We start from the raw sequence: 15,947 nt of genomic DNA, 5'->3' as shown, positions 1-15,947 counted from the left end.
TTGCATCCGAAGGGGATCAGTAGCCGAAAGGCACTGGTCCCCTTTGGCTGAATCCATGACCCAGCGAAGTGCACACGGCCGAACCATTGAAGGTGATCTGACAGGTCGCGCCCGCGTGGGTGACGGAGAACTGCGGGTCGTGCCCGCTCACCTGGGCGATGGCCGCCAATCCCGGATTTCCGCCCGGCAGCGTGTGGCTGCCGTTGGAATTCCACTCCGGATGCGCCGGCGTGGCGGTCGAATCGATGACTATGGCAGGCACATTCGGGAACGGGACCTGTGCTCCGGCGTACAGCACATTCATCACCGCGGCCGGAGCGGCCAGATCGCAACCCACCACACCGTTGCCCGCAATCGAGCAGTTCCACCCGCCGAGCGCGAAATACACGGCGTCGCCGACCTGAACCGGACCGCCCGCGTCGTCGGCGTGCGCGCCGCCCGCGCCGAACATTCCGGCAACTATCCCGAGGATTCCCCCGCAAACCCATGCGGTAGTGACTTTCACAGTCCTGGACACGGCATCTCCCTGATGCGCAAAAGAGGTTATGCGGCCAACGCGGCCATAGAGAAAACGTATCACTTTACGGCGCACAGACGGCAGATCTGTCGAGGGGGCTAACACAATTTCTTGCCCCTTCGGCGGGTGAATGGCCTCGGATTGGGCGACTGCCCAGCAGATTTGATTCGCTCTGCGAAGGAATATCCCGGCCGGGGGCGGCTCAAACCTTCAAACCGTTGCGGGTGACGTAGAAGACATGGAATGCGATCAGTGTTCCCAGAACGGCGAGCCATTGCAATGTCGTCGCCAGCGGAACGGCATCCAGGGGAAGGGAATAGGCGAGGGCGACGCGAATGACGGCATCCAGGGTGAACCCCGCGCCCCAGACCGCGGTGAGCACGCGCAGATGGTGGCGGAAGCGGGAATCGGTATCCCAGCGGGCATCCCATTCCCGGTATCCGGCCTCGCCGATTTTCACGGTGACAATGGTGCGGGCCAGGCTACGCATCATGGGCCGCTGGGTGAACAGCGTGGCCAGGATCCAGAGGCCGACCGCGCCGAAGAGCCAGGCGTCGCGCACCAGCAGGGTGCGCGGGTCGCCGGTGATCACCGAGACGGCGGTGCCGATGACGATCATGGTGAGGGTGAACAGCGCGACCGCGTCGACGCGGCGGTGGCGCAGGGCGTCGTAGGCGAGGAACGGCAGGGTCAGCAGGGCCGGGGCGATCAGGGCGGCCCAGGGACTGACCCCGGCCGCGCGCAGACCGTAGTACGCGCCGATCGGCAGCAGCAGCTCCACGAGCACCTGGCGGGCGATATGTCTGCGCAGGGCGGCGCGCTTCTGGGTGGCGGTGCGGTCGGCGGGGACGGACTGGGCGGCGGTCGGGTGCGTCATGATCAGGCGTCCTTGCGGGTGGCGCGGTCGAAGAGGTCGGCGAGTTCGCGCGCGGTGGCGGCGGCGTCGAAATTCGGATCGGTGGCCTTGCGGGCAATGGCGGCGTCCAGGGATCCGCGAATGGCCATCACCATGACGACAGGATCGAATTCGCGAAATACGCCGTCGCGCTGGCCCGCTCGCAGAATCTCGGCCTGGGTGGCGGAGACCGAACCCAATTGGTCGAGCAGGCCGAAAAGGTGGGGATCGTCGGTCCCGGCATTGGCGGCGATATTCGACAGCGCCCGCAGATGTTTCGGATATTCGTCCACGAGAGCGAGATTCGCGGAGAAGAAGGCGAGCATGCGACCCCGGTAGCCGGATTCGGCGTCGAGTTTGGCGCTGATGAATTGGGCCGACACGGTCATGATGCGGGTGACCACCTCGCGAATCAGATCGCCCTTCCCCTGGAAGTGGTAGGAGATCATGCCGGTGCTGGAGAGCCCGGCCTGCTTGGCGATCTTGGCGAACGAGGCATTGGCGTAGCCCTGGTCGGCGATGACCTCGATGGCCGCGTCCACGATCTGCGCGCGCCGGGCCGTCTCGGTGAACGTCCGCTCCGACTCTTGCTTGCTCGAGTTGAGTCTTGCTTGCATGAGCAAAACGGTACGCGGGTTTGCTCAACCGAGCAAGAGATATCAACGCTGCTTGTAAGCCGAAAGTGTTAGCCGGTCGTGTGCCGTCGGCTGATGGACGGGACCGCCGCACACGGGATGGTCGAAGGCGACACGGTGACGCGACGGGCGTCGCCCCTGCGGCGAGAGGCATCGACATGATTCAGGCGCGCGGGCTCGGCAAGAGCTACGGGCAGACTCCGGCGGTGGACAATCTGTCCTTCGACGTGCGGCCGGGGGTGGTGACCGGCTTCCTCGGGCCCAATGGCGCGGGCAAATCCACCACCATGCGGCTCATGCTCGGACTCGATCACGGCAGCGGCCGGACCCTGTTCGACGGGCAGACCTACGCCGAGCTGACCGACCCGCTGCGCTCGGTGGGCGTGATGCTGGATGCTCGCGCGGTCCATCCCAAGCGGACCGCGATCGGACATCTGCGCATGATCGCCGCGGGTGCGGGGATCAGCGAGGGACGGGTCGAGCATGTGCTCGGGGTGGTCGGGCTGTGCGACGTCGCGGGTCGGCGGGCGGGCGGATTCAGCCTCGGCATGCAGCAGCGGCTCGGGCTGGCGGCGGCGCTGCTGGGCGATCCAGCCACGCTGATCCTCGACGAGCCCGCCAACGGATTGGATCCGGAGGGCGTGCGGTGGCTGCGGGATCTGCTCAAGGATCTCGCGCGCCAGGGCCGGACGGTGTTCGTGTCCTCGCATCTGCTCAACGAGATGGCGCATCTGGCGGATTCGCTCATCGTGATCGGCGCGGGCAAGTTGCTCGCCGCCGAATCGGTGGCCGAGTTCGTGGGCCGCAATTCCGCGCCGCGCATCGTGGCGCGCACCGATCGGCCGGAGGCGCTCGCGGAGATGCTGAGCGGCAATGGTTTCCGGGTCCAGATCGACGCCGGGGGCGCGGTGGTGATCGAGGGTGAGGACCGCCAGCGCGTGGCCATCCTCGCCATGCAGGCGGGCGTGCTGGTCACCGAATTGACCCAGGCGCGCACCAGTCTCGAGGACGCCTACTTCCACGCCACCGCCGACTCCGCCCAGTACCGCGGCCACGCCGCCTGATCCAGCTTCGCGGCCCCGCCGCCCGACCCTGACGGGAATTCCTCTCATGTACAACGCGATTCGCTACGAACTGACCCGGCTCGCCACCGTGCGATCCACCTGGGTGCTGCTGGCCGCGGGCCTGGCGCTGCAGGGCTTCATCGCCTACCTGTCCGCGGCCCGCGACTACGCGACGCCCGCCGAACAATTCGCGGCCTCGGTGCACGGGCTGCCGCTGGTCCTGGCCGCGCTGTTCGGTACCGCGGTGGCCGTCAACGCCTTCGGGCACGAGTACCGCTACGGCACCATCACCACCACGATGCTCACCGTGCGCCGTCCGGGCCGGGTGATGGCGGCCAAGGCGCTGACCGTCGGCGGGCTGGCCGCGCTCTACGGTGTCGCGGTGGTGGGCCTGACCGTGCTCGTGCAGGGCCTGGTCTCGACGCTGCCCAGCGGAACCTCGCATCTCATCTACGCTTTCGTCGGCGTCCCGGTGTACATGACGCTGGCCGCGCTGGCCGGTCTCGGGGTCGCGGCCATCACCCGCAACGCGACGGTGGCCCTGGTGGCGGCGATCGGGTTCCCGACCGTGGTGGAGACCGGGGGCGTGCTGGCCGGGCTGAGCCCGAAGCTCATGCCGTTCCTGTCCGCCGGGTTCGCGATGCAGCCGGGACAAATGAATCCGGTGCTGTCGATGCTGCCGCTGTTCGCCCTGGCCACCGGTTTGCTGGCGGCGGGTCTGGCGCTGCTCGCGCGCCGTGACGTGTGACGATCCGGCGACGACTAGGGTTGCCAGAGTGAGCAGGACGCGACGGATCGCCCGGGTGGGGCTCGATGTCGTGCTCGCCCTGTTGTTCGGTGCGATCTCGCTGTCGGAGGTGCACAGCTCCCCGTTCGGGCTGCTGCCCGCCGCGGCGGGACCGTACGTGTCGATCGCCGTCGCGCTGACCCTGGTATTCCGGCGCTACCGGCCGCTGCCGGTGCTGGCGGCGGGCGTGCTCGGAGAGGTGCTCGTCGGATCGGTCGCACCGCTGCTGCTGGCCGTTTTCACCGTCGCCGATCGCTGCGGTAATCGGCGACGGACGTGGTTCGGGGCTGCGGCCGCGCTGATCGCGGTCGCCATCCCCTGGGGTCAGGGCACGACGGTGCCACTGTTCCTGACGCGAACGGCCCTACTGGCGGTGGTGCTCGCGGTGCCGCTGCTGTTGGGGTTGTGGACCAGTCAGCGCGCGGAAACCATTGCCGCGCTGCGGGAACGCGCCGAACAGGCCGAGCGGGAGCGCGATCTGCGGGCCACGGCGGCGGTGGAGGCCGAGCGGTTGCGCATCGCGGGGGAGCTGCACGACATTGTGGCGCACCGGATTTCGCAGATCACCGTGCTGGCCGGGGCGCTGGAGGTCTCGGCCGACGGCAAGCCCGCCGAGATCGCGGGCACCATTCGCACCACCGGGTCGCGGGCGCTGACCGAGATGCGGGAGCTGCTCGGCATCCTGCGGGAACCGGCCGATGCGGTGGCCCAAGGGAATTCGGTCGCCCAGGGAAATTCGGCGGCCCTGGGAAATTCGGCGGCTCACGGGAACGCGGCCGCCCAGCGGGATTCGGCGGAGCGGGTGCCGCTGCGCCCGGCACCGGATCTGGGATCGATCCCCGAACTCGTCGCCGAGGCCGTGGCGGCAGGGCAAACGGTGGACCTGACCATGCCGATCGAACTGCCCGAGGTGGCAGGACCCGTGGGCCGGGCCGCATACCGGATCGTCCAGGAGGCGTTGACCAATGCCGCCAAACATGCGGCGGGCGCGGAGGTGCGGGCCGCCCTCACGGTGGTCGACGGGGTACTGGATGTCGATGTCCGCAACGGGCGTGGCGACCACACTCCGCTGGCGGCCGAGGGTTCCGGCTTCGGCCTGCTGGGGATGCGAAAACGGGTCGAACTCGCCGGTGGCAGCCTGCATTCCGGGCCGCTGGCGGGCGGCGGGTACGTGGTGCACGCGACATTTCCATTGCACGCGGTGGACGAATGACGGTGGTCGATGGATGGCAGCGGTCGACGAATGACAGCGGTTGGCGAATACCGATGGTTGACGGATGGCAGCGCTGGGCGAATGCCGGCGGCGGACGAATGACGATGCGGTGAGGGAGGTTTCGTGATCCGGGTGGTGCTGCTCGACGACGAGGAGCTGGTGCGCTCCGGCATAGCCATGATCCTCGAGGCCGGTGGCGGCATCGAGGTGGTGGCCCAGGACGCCGACGGCCGCGCCATCGTCGACCTCGTCCACAAGCATCACCCGGACGTCGTCGTCACCGATATCCGCATGCCGCACGTGGACGGCCTCGAGGTCACCCGCCGCGTCCGCGCCCTCCCCGACCCACCCGCCGTCGTCGTCCTGACCACCTTCGGCCTCGACGAATACGTCTACGCCGCACTGGAAGCCGGCGCCGCCGGCTTCCTGCTCAAGGACACCCCGCCCCGCGAACTCGCCCGCGCCGTCGAGGTGGTCGCCGCGGGCGACGCGATCCTCGCCCCCGCCATCACCAAACGCATGCTCACCGCCTTCACCCAGGGCCCCGGCGCCCAACAACCCGACGCCCTGGCCCAACTCGACCACCTCACCGACCGAGAACGCGAGGTAGCCCTGGCGGTAGCCACCGGCGCCGGCAACGCCGAAATCGCCCGCACCCTCCACATGAGCGAATCAACCGTCAAGGTCCACATCAGCCGCATCATCGCCAAACTGACCCTCGAAAACCGCACCCAGATAGCGATTCTCGTCCTACGCGCCGGCCTCGCCTGACCCGCTACCCCACCGCGGCCCGCTCGAACACCTGCCCGTCCAACGCCCTGTTCCCCACACCCTGGACCCCAACCACCGCCGCCCCGCCCTCCCACCACCAACTCCACGCGCCCGGCTCAAGCGGGCTCGAATGCGCCGCTCATGCCGCTGACCGCTCGCTTCAGGACAGTCGCTGCGCCCACCGGGGATCGCACTGAAACCAGCCGAATGCAGTGCAAAGTGTCGTGACGTGTCGGGCACCTGAGCGCCGCTAGGGTGTGGCCGTGGGCAACCGTTTCAGCGCGAAGGCGCTTGGCCTGGACGTCTATATGACCAACGGCAGCACCGAGGTGTTCTGCGACGTGATGGCACTGGCGGGTTCTTCGGTGGCCCGAACAGCATGGCAGCAGAACCTGGTGCTGCATTTCTGCGACCTGGTGCGATACGCCCTCGGAATGGGCGGGTTCGACCTGGCTGAGATTCCGTGGACCCGGGACCACCAAGCCGAGCAAGACTTCTTCATCGTTATGCTCGACCGCGCGATTCACCGGACCGGCTGGGAGAAACTGCATTACACCCCCACGGCCGACTACAACCTCGGTGCATTCATGCAGATGCTCACCACGTTTCGTGCCAGTCCGACGACCGACTCTTACCTGGGAGACTGGACCATCGCGCCGAAGCCGTATCTCCACGAAATGTGTATCCGGCACATGGTCTTTCAGGGTGAGGCCGGATGCCGTCTGTGCGACCCCTCGATTCAACCCACCGACGCGCCATTCGTCTGGGAGATGACCAGTACCTACACCGCGGACGGAACGATCAACGGCGAGACCATCAAACGCCAGATATGGCAGATCCCTGATGAACTGATCCCCAGGATCCGCGCCGTCGTCGGCAATCCGCAGCCGCGTGCGCTGGGGATGCGGATAGAGCCGGGGTGGCCGAGCGTGAACAGCCGCGAAACTCCATCGGCAAACATGCGGATCTCCACGCTCAGCGCGTCAGCGGCACCCGCGCATTGCAGGTACAGCAGGCCCATCGCGGCCTCGTCGATCCCAGTGAGGTCTTCGGGCCATTTGGGAGTGGGCAGGGCGGCGAGGTTGAGGGAGTACCGGCTGTCGCCGTTGAGGCGGCGCAGTGGCCGCCGGAAGTCATCGATCGTGTGCCTCGATCCGAAATATTCCGTCAGCCGGCCACCGCTGTATTCCAGTCGAAGAGTCTGAGGCACCGGTGATCCCTTCGGTCGGCCCAACGTCGATGTGCCATCGGGTGGAGTGCTTCAGTTCAGCTACCGGCCTGGTAGATGGCTTAGATCTTGCCGGACGAGTTGGTGCACGATGCCGATCGACGCGGCGCTCCTACGCAGTTCGAAACGCACTAATCTGCCGCGACCGCTCGATTCAGGACGGCAGCACCTCGTCTTGGGTGAAGGATGCGGCGAGGCGCTCGCACAGCACAGCCAGCCCGGCTTCATCGACACGTGGCCCACCGTTCCAGGAAGCGAACCAGCTCACGGTGTCGGGAGTACCTGCCGGCCGGACGAAGACATGCTGATGGAAGTGCGCGACGCTGCGGCCCGTAATCGCAGAGAACACGTACTCAGGAGACAGCTCGGTACGCAGCGCGTAGGCCGCGCGGCGCACCGCCCACCCGATCGCAGCACCCTCGGCATCGGTCAAATCAGCCAAAGTCGCTGCGTGACGGACGGTTTCGACGAAAAGGTAGCCAGGCATCGGCACGCCCTCGGAGAGTGGACGGTGCGTAACCACCACCAGATCATCGGAGTAGACCACCGGGCCGACCAAGCGGCCCACGCCACGATGCTTTTCGCAGATCAGACATTCATTCCCCACTGCGCGACAGTACCGATAAACGCACTGCATTGCCGCTGACCGCGCCGACCGAACCGGCCAGCGCGGCGCGGTGAAAGGTCAACAAGCCAAGCCTGATCGAGATCGACCGAACGCACCATCATACCGGCGCGAGCCCGAGCTCAATGAGTCTGTGCGCGTGGCGGTTTGCATGTGGATTGCTTGTTCTCAGACGGTGAAATCAGTCCACTCTGTAGCCGATTGGCGCATGCTGAACGATCATGTGGGACAAGCGAAAAGCTCGCCTTCTCGGCGACCACCCGCTAATCGGCGTGCCGCCACGCTGGGGCAGTCACCATATGAACGGTGCCTACGCACTTGACCTGACGAACGGAGATCGCCATGGCCCTCACCTCCTACGACGCCTTCCAGGCTCTACGCGTGATCATCTCGAACACGGCAACGAACCGGTTGGGCGCCAGCGAGATCGAAGCTGACATGCACCTCGACGCTGCTGGAGATCGGAGCGAGGTCGTGCCCCTGATCGTCATGATGATGGAGGACCACTTCGATATCAGCATCTCCGACGAGGAAGCGTCGAACTTCAGAACCGTGGCGGACCTCATTGACTTCATTGTCAAACGGGTGAATTGATCCGGATGGGCGGCGTTGACTCCAGTGCCGCCTACCCCCCAGTTTCGGTATGGCGCGGTTCGAGGTGGCCAACCGGTCGGCCCTGAAGATCGGTGGGGCCGACCGGTTTTGTGCCCGCTGGATTCGTCGGTGTCGGTTGTCCCACTGCCGACGGAGCGGGCACCCACTCGCATAGCTGCGTTGCAGCATTAGCCGGAGCGCGATAGGCGGGGACCGGTCAAGCCTTCGGCACTGGGGTGTTATGGCGGGCGGCGACCCACCAGCGGTCGTTCTCCTTGACCAGCACATAGAGGGCGACCATCGCGGGGTCCCTGTCTATGAGTTCGCCCTCGGCGGTGGTCGCACGGGCGACCTTATGGGCGACCGCGACATCTGGACGCAGGAAGCCGATGTCGCCCATGTCGTAACGCACATACTCGTTCGCGAGAAATCCCTCGAGACCGCGTTCAGCGGCCTCGAGCAGCGAGCCGTACCCGGTGATCACCATGCCCACTGCGTTGCCCGCCGACGCGTTTGCGGTGAAGCCGCTTACCATCAGTTCGGCATCGTTGGTGTTGTAGCCGGTCTCGACGTCGGCTATCAACTTTTCGATCGCGGTGATGTCGGCAGCGTGGTCGGTTGTTGTGTCTTCGACGGTTGGCCGTCCGGATGTTGTTGCGGTCATGGCTAACATCCTGAAACCTGAACAGCGCTCGAGGTCAAATCTCTGGATTCCGCGATGTATGGCAGCGCAGTTCCAGCTCAGTCCCGAGCGGATCCATCGTCGACACATCCAGGTGTCGTTGCAGCTCCTCACCCAGAGGCATTCATGATGACGCCATGGCAAATGATGCTCCGCGCGATGAGCCGTTTCGGTTACCGGTTGAGGACGTATTCACGCTGACAGGCCGCGGGATCGCGGTCGTGGGGCACGTCGAGTCGGGCGTCGCGCGTGTGGGTGATCGGCTCAGGGTGATCCACGCCGACGGTCGGCCAGGTCCGTCGGACACGTGCGCGGGGATAGATATGCCGTGCAAGGTCGGACAGCCGCACGACGAATCCGCACCCATCGGTCTCATCTTCCGCGAGCTTCGAAAGCTGGACTTCGAGCCCGGTGACGTCATCGTCGGCGAGACCGAACGCCCGTAGCCACGCCCTCCGCCGAACGCACGGAAATGCCGCGGATCGCGCTGACCGAACCGGCCTGCGACGCCTTGGCTAGGCTGCGAGAGTGTGGCCTTTCACTGACGAACAATCGTTCTGGGCCTGGGCGGCTGACCCTGATGCGGTATTGATGGAGCAGGATGAAGACGTGCTGCTCCACGACCCCGTAGGGCTGCCGCTCCTGTTGGACGCTGCCGGAGACGCCGACTGTCCCAAACAGAGATACTGCGCCACGGTCCTGCACGACTACTCACGTCGAATCGTGGGATGGAAAGTCTCGCAAGAGTATTCAGCATTGAAAGCTGTCGCTTCCCAGGCTTCGAGCAGTCGTGATCCATGGGTGCGATGGTGGTCGGTGTATGTGAGCCGGTTGTTCTCATACGTCACCGATGTTCGGCAAGTGAACCGAGCCGAAGCAGAGCAGATGGCGATCGATCTGCTCACCGGTCCCGCCGAGAATCTGACGATACAGATCGCGCCCGGCGAAAAGCACTGGCAATGCTCTGAATTCGGCAGCTACCCGAGGTACCTGTACATCAACCGACGTACCGGTGAGTACCGGATGACATGCCCGCACCCGCTATCCAGGGAAGAACTCAGAGGACCGCATCGGCAATCCTGAGTACAAGGTGCGATGCCCGGTTGTATTGGCTGAGTGCATTCTCCCGCCGCGAGCAGCGCTGTCTGAAGCAGCCACCCGGTCGGCCCCGAAGATCGCTGGGACCGACCGGTTTTGATCGCAAGGCCACCGCCCCCACCGTCGACCCGAACACACTGTCTTGCCGATTTCCGTGTTCAACCAAAGCGTGCAGAAGCGCCTAACGGTAGGGATTCACCATCAGCGACTGGGGTGTCACCTGGCGCAGGATCTCCATGTGCACTACGGCATCGACGATTTCGACGTGGTCGGGCAGCATCGGCCCGCCCAGAGCAACGACGGGGACGAACCCGTACATGGTGGTGGGGCCGACCGGTCCGAGCCGCTTCAACGTCCGTTTGAACAGCGGCTTGTCGTCATCTGCTTCTGGATCCAAGGTCTTCATGATGGCCGCCGCTTCCAAGTCCGCGAGGATCTGCACATCGCGTGAGAAGGGGTCCGACATCTTGTCGGATTTGTCGACAGGGAAGACCTGTCCATAGAAGGGCGTGATAGTCAGACTGAGGCCGGTTCGCCGGCCCCACAGGGACAATTGGCCGAATGCGGAGCGGCTCACCGCAACCCACGTGTCTGGTCCGAACGGCAACTCCAGATCGCTGGTCCACGCGTCAACCGTCGGCTGCCACTGCTCGGGATCACACAACCACAACAGCCCATTTCGGAACCCGGCGAACCCGAAGCCACGCCACAGATCGAACAAGAAATCCGGTACCTGCCCTGCGTACCTCTCGAACCTTTCGGCCGGAACAGGAACCGACACCGTGGGCCGCCCCCCATCGCTTGCTGACGTCCTTGATCGGAAAAGACACTGCTACCTCACGTGATCCTGCGGCACGACACCTGAATTGCCGAGCCGACCGGAACTCACCGTAGCCGCGACCGCCACCCTCGCGATGAATGAGGCTTCACGACAACGTTTCTCATGACGCGGTCCAGCCGCATAGGAGGAACGGCGAGTACAGAGCGAGGCGGCCGGAAGGCACTATTCTGCCGCGAGGCGCGCTGACCGAGGCGGCCAGCGCGGCGCGGCGGAAGATCAACCGGCCGTGCTGAACTGAGCCGTCCCGGACATCCGCTAAGTAGCCGATGAGCGAGCGTCTGCTCTCGAAGCGGAGTTCGGCTAGGTCTTCCGTCTATCCGCGTACAGTGAATCGCCAGATTGTCGACCAGGGCGAGGTTCCTTCAGCGCTGGTTTGTTTCGCTGCGAGGGAATGGGCTCCTACTGTCAGCGCTGTCGCGGGCAGCGTCCACGTTCCACTGCTAGTGACGGTGGTTCGCCCACGTGAGATCTCGCCGTCGAAGATTTCCACCAGCAGGCCAGCTGAGGCGGTGCCTGAGAGCGTCACGCTGGTGTCAGCGGTAGTCCCACCGTTTGGAATCAAGACCTCGTTGGAGCCAATGACGGACTTGATGGTCGGCGGCGGCGGAACAGGCATGAATGTCTCCGTTCATAAGGCTTCGCGGGTGGACTCGTCTGCGGGTATCGAACCCAGCGACTGTCGCGAGCTTAGCCCCTGATTCGACGATCCGTCGGACGAATCATGTTTGTTTGCAGCAACTTACGCGCATCGGTCGGTCTTCCAACTTCACTTCAAGTCGCCTTGTGCTTTGAGGGAGAACCGCCGACTGAAGGGCGAACCTAATGCGAACCCAACCATCCGCTAGCCGCATGCCGCGCTGACCGAAGCGGCCAGCGCGGCGCGGCGGAAGATCAACTGGCCGTGGCGATTCGAGGTAGGCAGGTTGTCCGCTACTGCCGCGGATAGCGCTGACCGAGACGGCCGGTGTGGCACCGAAGGTCAACGCCGCGTGGTCATCTCGCCCCAGTTCCCGACCTTCATCGAGTGGCACATGAGCGAGGGGATTTGTCCGGATTGGCCTCGCTGGTGTGCCACTCAGCAAAACGTCCGATCTCGCCGCGACCTGGGCGTTCGAAGCTGCGCTGCGGGTTCGGCTGGTGTAGTACATATCAGCTCGAGTCCGCACCGACCGTGGCGTGCTTGCACTCCGGCAGGTCGATACAGTCGATGATGTGCCGATGATAGTGCCGCCGCCCAGTGGTCTCGTGGATGATGTTGTGGCATTGCGTCTTTGGCTCCCATCGGACTTCGCACAGCGGTTCGCGGGCTTTCGGGACCCGCAATGCCTGGAGTTCTCCTGGCCTCTGGTCGAAGAATTCACCGAGGATCATCTGAGGCGGCGATTCGTCCAGGAGGAAGCCGAGCGTGTCCGCGGGGAGGCGATCAACCTCGCGATCGTCGATGCGGCCGACTCCCAACGGGTGTGGGGCGGCGCATCGATCTACGATGTCGAATCGAACGAGGGCCGAGCAGCGGTCGGATATTGGCTATCGGCCCCTGCCCGTGGGCGAGGTATCGCCAGTCGGGCGGTACGACTTCTCGCCCGATGGGCGTTCACCGACCTCACGATCATGCGACTCGCGTTGACGTGCGCACCAGACAATTTGGCCTCCCGCCGCGTCGCCGAACGGTGCGATTTCGTCGAGGAGGGTTTGATGCGATCCCACACACCCTTCCAAGGTCGGCGCCGCGACACACTCCTATTCAGCCTGTTGCCCAACGAACTGAGGCCGGTCACCAGCAGCTGACGTCCGACAGACGAGCCTCCCGACCGCGCACCACCAAACGCACTACTTACGTCGCCTCCCTCTGCTCGCCGCCTCCCGCTGAGTTCTTCAAGCCGTCAGCCTTCGGAGGCCGGGCTGACGGGACGGGTAGGTTGTGGCCATGATCGGGGCTGTGGTGTTCGATGTGGGGGAGACGCTCGTCGACGAGACGCGCGAGTACGGGACCTGGGCGGATTGGCTTGGAGTGCCGCGGCATACGTTCGTTTCGGTGTTCGGTGCGGTGATCGCCAGCGGCCGGGACTACCGCGAGACTTTCCAGATCTTCCAACCCGGTTTCGATCTAGCCGAGCAGCGTGAGGCGCGAGCGCAGGCCGGTCGGCCGGAGACCTATGGCGAGGAGGATCTGTATCCCGACGTCCGGCCGGCGCTTTCGCAGTTGCGGGCGATGAGTGTGTGGGTCGGGATCGTCGGCAACCAGACCGTCCGATCGGGCAAGATCCTGCGGAGTCTGGATCTTCCCGCTGATTTCATTGCGACCTCCGATGATTGGGGTGTCGAGAAGCCCTCGACCGCCTTCTTCGAGAAGGTAGTCGAGGTCGCACCGTGCGCGGCCGATGAGATCGTCTACGTCGGTGACCGGATCGAGAACGACATCGCGCCCGCGAAGGCGGTGGGTATGCGGACGGCCTTCATTCAGCGCGGTCCATGGGGGTGGATCCACCGCGACAACCCCGAGGTTACGGAGCTGTCGGACTGGAAGATCCGTGACCTCACCGAGTTGCCGAAAATCGTTGCCGCAGAGAACAGTTAAGTTGGCAGCGATCTGATCATGGTGTGCCAGTTGTAAAGCTGGCCGTCGAGTTCCCGCACGCTGGGGAGTGCGTCCCATTCTCGGAGCGACCGGCGCACCGCCTTCACGCGATCCATCGCGGTCGCGTACCAGTGCTCTCCGAGCAGTCCGAGTGCCTCGTTCAGGTACGCGCAAGCCTGTTCAGGATCGCGCTCGAGCACGGCTGCTGCGGCGAGATCGGCGAGGAAGACGGCCCGTTGCTTGATTGCTTCGACGGGCAGATCGGCAAGCGCCCGTTCCAGGGTTTCCCGCGCTGCCGCGCCGTCACCGGCGGCGAGTTGCGTGTTGCCCTTGAAACCGGCCAATCGGGTCGGTGAGAACCAGTCCAGCCATGGGGGACTGGCGTTGTCGTCCAAGGCATATCGACTGTATTCCGCCTCCGCGTGCTCGATCAGGCGCAGAGCCGCGGCCGCATCGCCGAAGCGGGTTTCCACCTCGGCCTCGACCGCATCGATCCACGCGAGCATCTCGGCACCGGCATTGCCGCGCACCGCGAACGTCCGTGCGCCGCGGATCTTGTCGCGCGCTTCCTCGGCCCGCTCCGGGTCGCCGGAGAAGGCCGGAGCAAAAGCCATGTGCGCCAGCACCGCGGCACCGAGTAGCGGGTCATCGGACTGGCCGGCGGCTTGCAGTGCGAGGCCGAAACTCGGACCGGCCAGGTCGGGTTGCTGGAGGTCGAAGAATTCCAGCCGACCCGCGAGCAGACCGGACTCCGCGACCGCGCGTGCCATAAGGGTTTTCGCCGCACCCGGGATCTGCGGTAGGAGATCCCATCCCAGCGCCGCGTGCTCGGCGACCAAACGCTGCAGACGCGCCGCTGGCACCGACCAGTACATGCGGCGATGGGCCGCAGTCGCGGACATGAAATCCGACGCCACGGATTGCGGTAGCACCCCTTCCGCGGCACCGGAATGCCGAGACGCCCACGTTTCCCGATTCCCACCGGCCTGCGGATGCGACGGCTGGTCGCTGCCGGCCCTGCGTGCGGAGCCGAAACCGAGTTCGGAAATCGGTCGGCCGAAGAGGGTTTCCAGCGCCATGATGTGCTCGGCCTGTGGCCATGGCGGTTCGGCTGATTCCCAACGCCGGACAGTCCTCTTGTTGATCGCGATCCTCAACCCGATCTCGCGCGCGGTCTTGTTCAGTGCCTCCGCCAGCGCCTCCTGGGAGCGGTAGCCGAGGCTGAGCCGCGCGGCGCGAAGGGAATTCGCCGAGGACGTCATAGCACCGAGGCTACGCCCGAGCGCGGCCTGATGGCCTCGATAGGACGAAAAATGGCCGCTCAATGTCCCATCGAATGGCCAGTTTTGGGACATCGGTAGATGGGATCGTGGAGTCGGTGGACTTCAACTGATCGAAACGACCGAAGGAGTGTCATGGCGCTCACCGAGCAGGAGGCGAAGGTACTCGGAATCCTGGCGAATTCCGATGTGACAGCGCCGTTTACGGTCCGCGGGTTGAGCGTGGCTACCGGGCTACCGGAGTCATCGATCCGCCGGGCGTTGTTGCGCTTGGCGCGTACCGGTCTCGCGACGGTCACGCCGCAGAGCCCGGCACGATGGCACTCGACCGACCGCGGTCGTCTTGCGATGTGCCGGCCGAGGTATCGCGAATACGTCGGGGGACCACGATGATGCGAGCCGTCGGCTTCATCCTGCGCTCGGCGTCCGGCCCCGACTTTCGGCACCTCGAACACGAAATGGAGCGAGCGGCAACCCAACTTGGCTTTACCTGGGTGGCAACGTTTTTTGCAGACACCGAGTCCGAAGGCAACTATGTGCGGATGGTCAACCGGATTCTCCGGGAGGACGCCGATGCGCTGTTCTTACCCGGCGTCGGCCATTTGAGCAGCCAGGACATCGAGGTACTGGCCACTCGTTGCGATGTCTACTTGGTCGCGGAGTGTGCCGAGCGGCGCACCAACGAACACCAATTGGACGAATCTCCTCGATGAAGTGGCTCAATGAGTCTGTGTGCGCGGTGGTTTGCCCGAGGGCATTCGTTCTTCGGCTGTGAGGCTGCTCAGTTTCAGAATTCGACGGTGTTCCAGGCGATTTCCAGAGTGCCGCGGCCGAAGTGGGTGAGGTCGGCGGTGATGAGGTCGCGCAGGTGTTCCAGGTCGGTGGGGTCGGCGGCCTCGATGTGCAGGGACAGGGTGTCGTCGGTGGCGGTCAGTGTGCAGGTTCCTGCCGGGTCGAAGCGGACTGTCGTGTGGGTGTCGGTGCCTTCGATGTTGAGTTGGAAATTGTTGGGGGAGCGTTGCTTTCCGGCGTGTGCACGGAATCTGTGGACGCGCGGTGACGCCATGGCCTCGGCGTGCATGCGGAATTGCCGTACATAGCGCGCGGGGCGGTCGGTGCTGATGTGGGACTCCAGGGCG

The 15,947-nt window shown here is 65.1% G+C and carries 20 protein-coding genes; 12 read left to right on the top strand and 8 right to left on the bottom strand.

All coding sequences use genetic code 11. From position 1 onward, the window contains the following. Positions 1 to 16: 16 nt before the first annotated feature. From ACAM49_RS20910 to ACAM49_RS20900, 3 genes are all read right to left on the bottom strand, one after another. Positions 17 to 451 carry a hypothetical protein gene (locus ACAM49_RS20910; RefSeq protein WP_369637223.1) on the bottom strand — a complete coding sequence of 145 codons (435 nt, stop codon included), beginning with the start codon at positions 449 to 451 and terminating at the stop codon, positions 17 to 19. Positions 452 to 719: 268 nt separating this feature from the next. Further along, the gene (locus tag ACAM49_RS20905; RefSeq protein WP_369637222.1) at positions 720 to 1,394 is read right to left on the bottom strand and encodes a VC0807 family protein; all 675 of its coding nucleotides are present in this window, start codon (positions 1,392 to 1,394) and stop codon (positions 720 to 722) included. 2 nt (positions 1,395 to 1,396) lie between these two features. After that, on the bottom strand, positions 1,397 to 2,029 hold the full coding sequence (locus ACAM49_RS20900; protein WP_369637221.1) for a TetR/AcrR family transcriptional regulator: 633 nt from the start codon (positions 2,027 to 2,029) through the stop codon (positions 1,397 to 1,399). Between the two features lie 176 nt (positions 2,030 to 2,205). Here ACAM49_RS20900 and ACAM49_RS20895 point away from each other — a divergent pair, with 176 nt between their 5' ends. From ACAM49_RS20895 to ACAM49_RS20875, 5 genes are all read left to right on the top strand, one after another. Continuing rightward, positions 2,206 to 3,111 carry an ATP-binding cassette domain-containing protein gene (locus tag ACAM49_RS20895; RefSeq protein WP_369637220.1) on the top strand — a complete coding sequence of 302 codons (906 nt, stop codon included), beginning with the start codon at positions 2,206 to 2,208 and terminating at the stop codon, positions 3,109 to 3,111. Positions 3,112 to 3,157: 46 nt separating this feature from the next. After that, positions 3,158 to 3,859 (top strand): ABC transporter permease, encoded by a 702-nt coding sequence (locus ACAM49_RS20890; RefSeq protein ID WP_369637219.1) that lies wholly within the window; start codon positions 3,158 to 3,160, stop codon positions 3,857 to 3,859. Between the two features lie 28 nt (positions 3,860 to 3,887). Then, the gene (locus tag ACAM49_RS20885) at positions 3,888 to 5,111 is read left to right on the top strand and encodes a sensor histidine kinase (RefSeq protein WP_369637218.1); all 1,224 of its coding nucleotides are present in this window, start codon (positions 3,888 to 3,890) and stop codon (positions 5,109 to 5,111) included. Between the two features lie 123 nt (positions 5,112 to 5,234). Beyond that, on the top strand, positions 5,235 to 5,882 hold the full coding sequence (locus ACAM49_RS20880) for a response regulator (protein ID WP_369637217.1): 648 nt from the start codon (positions 5,235 to 5,237) through the stop codon (positions 5,880 to 5,882). Between the two features lie 263 nt (positions 5,883 to 6,145). After that, positions 6,146 to 7,087 carry a hypothetical protein gene (locus ACAM49_RS20875; protein ID WP_369637216.1) on the top strand — a complete coding sequence of 314 codons (942 nt, stop codon included), beginning with the start codon at positions 6,146 to 6,148 and terminating at the stop codon, positions 7,085 to 7,087. Positions 7,088 to 7,264: 177 nt separating this feature from the next. Here the strand turns inward: ACAM49_RS20875 and ACAM49_RS20870 are convergent, their stop codons facing one another. Further along, positions 7,265 to 7,678, bottom strand: coding sequence for an HIT family protein (locus ACAM49_RS20870; RefSeq protein ID WP_369637215.1), 414 nt, complete (start codon positions 7,676 to 7,678; stop codon positions 7,265 to 7,267). Positions 7,679 to 8,077: 399 nt separating this feature from the next. Here ACAM49_RS20870 and ACAM49_RS20865 point away from each other — a divergent pair, with 399 nt between their 5' ends. Next, a complete protein-coding gene (locus ACAM49_RS20865; RefSeq protein WP_369637214.1) occupies positions 8,078 to 8,329 on the top strand; it encodes a hypothetical protein in 252 nt (83 codons plus the stop codon). Positions 8,330 to 8,546: 217 nt separating this feature from the next. Here ACAM49_RS20865 and ACAM49_RS20860 read toward each other — a convergent pair whose 3' ends face one another. Further along, the gene (locus ACAM49_RS20860) at positions 8,547 to 8,993 is read right to left on the bottom strand and encodes an SgcJ/EcaC family oxidoreductase (RefSeq protein WP_369637213.1); all 447 of its coding nucleotides are present in this window, start codon (positions 8,991 to 8,993) and stop codon (positions 8,547 to 8,549) included. A gap of 341 nt (positions 8,994 to 9,334) precedes the next feature. Between ACAM49_RS20860 and ACAM49_RS20855 the strand changes: the two genes are divergently transcribed. Then, positions 9,335 to 9,457, top strand: a complete 123-nt coding sequence (locus ACAM49_RS20855; RefSeq protein ID WP_369637212.1) for a hypothetical protein — start codon at positions 9,335 to 9,337, stop codon at positions 9,455 to 9,457. 82 nt (positions 9,458 to 9,539) lie between these two features. After that, a complete protein-coding gene (locus tag ACAM49_RS20850; protein WP_369637211.1) occupies positions 9,540 to 10,094 on the top strand; it encodes a hypothetical protein in 555 nt (184 codons plus the stop codon). A 196-nt stretch (positions 10,095 to 10,290) separates the two neighbouring features. Here the strand turns inward: ACAM49_RS20850 and ACAM49_RS20845 are convergent, their stop codons facing one another. Continuing rightward, the gene (locus ACAM49_RS20845; protein WP_369637210.1) at positions 10,291 to 10,890 is read right to left on the bottom strand and encodes a GAD-like domain-containing protein; all 600 of its coding nucleotides are present in this window, start codon (positions 10,888 to 10,890) and stop codon (positions 10,291 to 10,293) included. Positions 10,891 to 12,168: 1,278 nt separating this feature from the next. Here ACAM49_RS20845 and ACAM49_RS20840 point away from each other — a divergent pair. Further along, on the top strand, positions 12,169 to 12,738 hold the full coding sequence (locus ACAM49_RS20840) for a GNAT family N-acetyltransferase (RefSeq protein ID WP_369637238.1): 570 nt from the start codon (positions 12,169 to 12,171) through the stop codon (positions 12,736 to 12,738). A gap of 139 nt (positions 12,739 to 12,877) precedes the next feature. Further along, a complete protein-coding gene (locus ACAM49_RS20835) occupies positions 12,878 to 13,528 on the top strand; it encodes an HAD family hydrolase (RefSeq protein ID WP_369637209.1) in 651 nt (216 codons plus the stop codon). On the opposite strand, the gene ACAM49_RS20830 is transcribed toward ACAM49_RS20835, so the two are convergent. Next, the gene (locus tag ACAM49_RS20830; protein ID WP_369637208.1) at positions 13,525 to 14,790 is read right to left on the bottom strand and encodes a helix-turn-helix transcriptional regulator; all 1,266 of its coding nucleotides are present in this window, start codon (positions 14,788 to 14,790) and stop codon (positions 13,525 to 13,527) included. The genes ACAM49_RS20835 and ACAM49_RS20830 overlap by 4 nt on opposite strands. 99 nt (positions 14,791 to 14,889) lie before the next feature. On the opposite strand from ACAM49_RS20830, the gene ACAM49_RS20825 reads away from it, so the two are divergent. Further along, a complete protein-coding gene (locus tag ACAM49_RS20825) occupies positions 14,890 to 15,201 on the top strand; it encodes a helix-turn-helix domain-containing protein (protein ID WP_369637207.1) in 312 nt (103 codons plus the stop codon). Beyond that, positions 15,201 to 15,521 (top strand): hypothetical protein, encoded by a 321-nt coding sequence (locus tag ACAM49_RS20820; protein ID WP_369637206.1) that lies wholly within the window; start codon positions 15,201 to 15,203, stop codon positions 15,519 to 15,521. Before ACAM49_RS20825 ends, ACAM49_RS20820 begins: the two co-directional genes overlap by 1 nt. Before the next feature lie 74 nt (positions 15,522 to 15,595). Here the strand turns inward: ACAM49_RS20820 and ACAM49_RS20815 are convergent. After that, the coding region (locus tag ACAM49_RS20815) for a DUF2218 domain-containing protein (RefSeq protein ID WP_369637205.1) at positions 15,596 to 15,947 on the bottom strand (352 nt) is incomplete at its 5' end.

It is taken from the genome of Nocardia sp. JMUB6875 (genome assembly GCF_041154655.1).
In the GTDB taxonomy this organism is placed as follows: domain Bacteria; phylum Actinomycetota; class Actinomycetes; order Mycobacteriales; family Mycobacteriaceae; genus Nocardia.
This window is presented reverse-complemented; position numbering and strand designations above follow the sequence as displayed.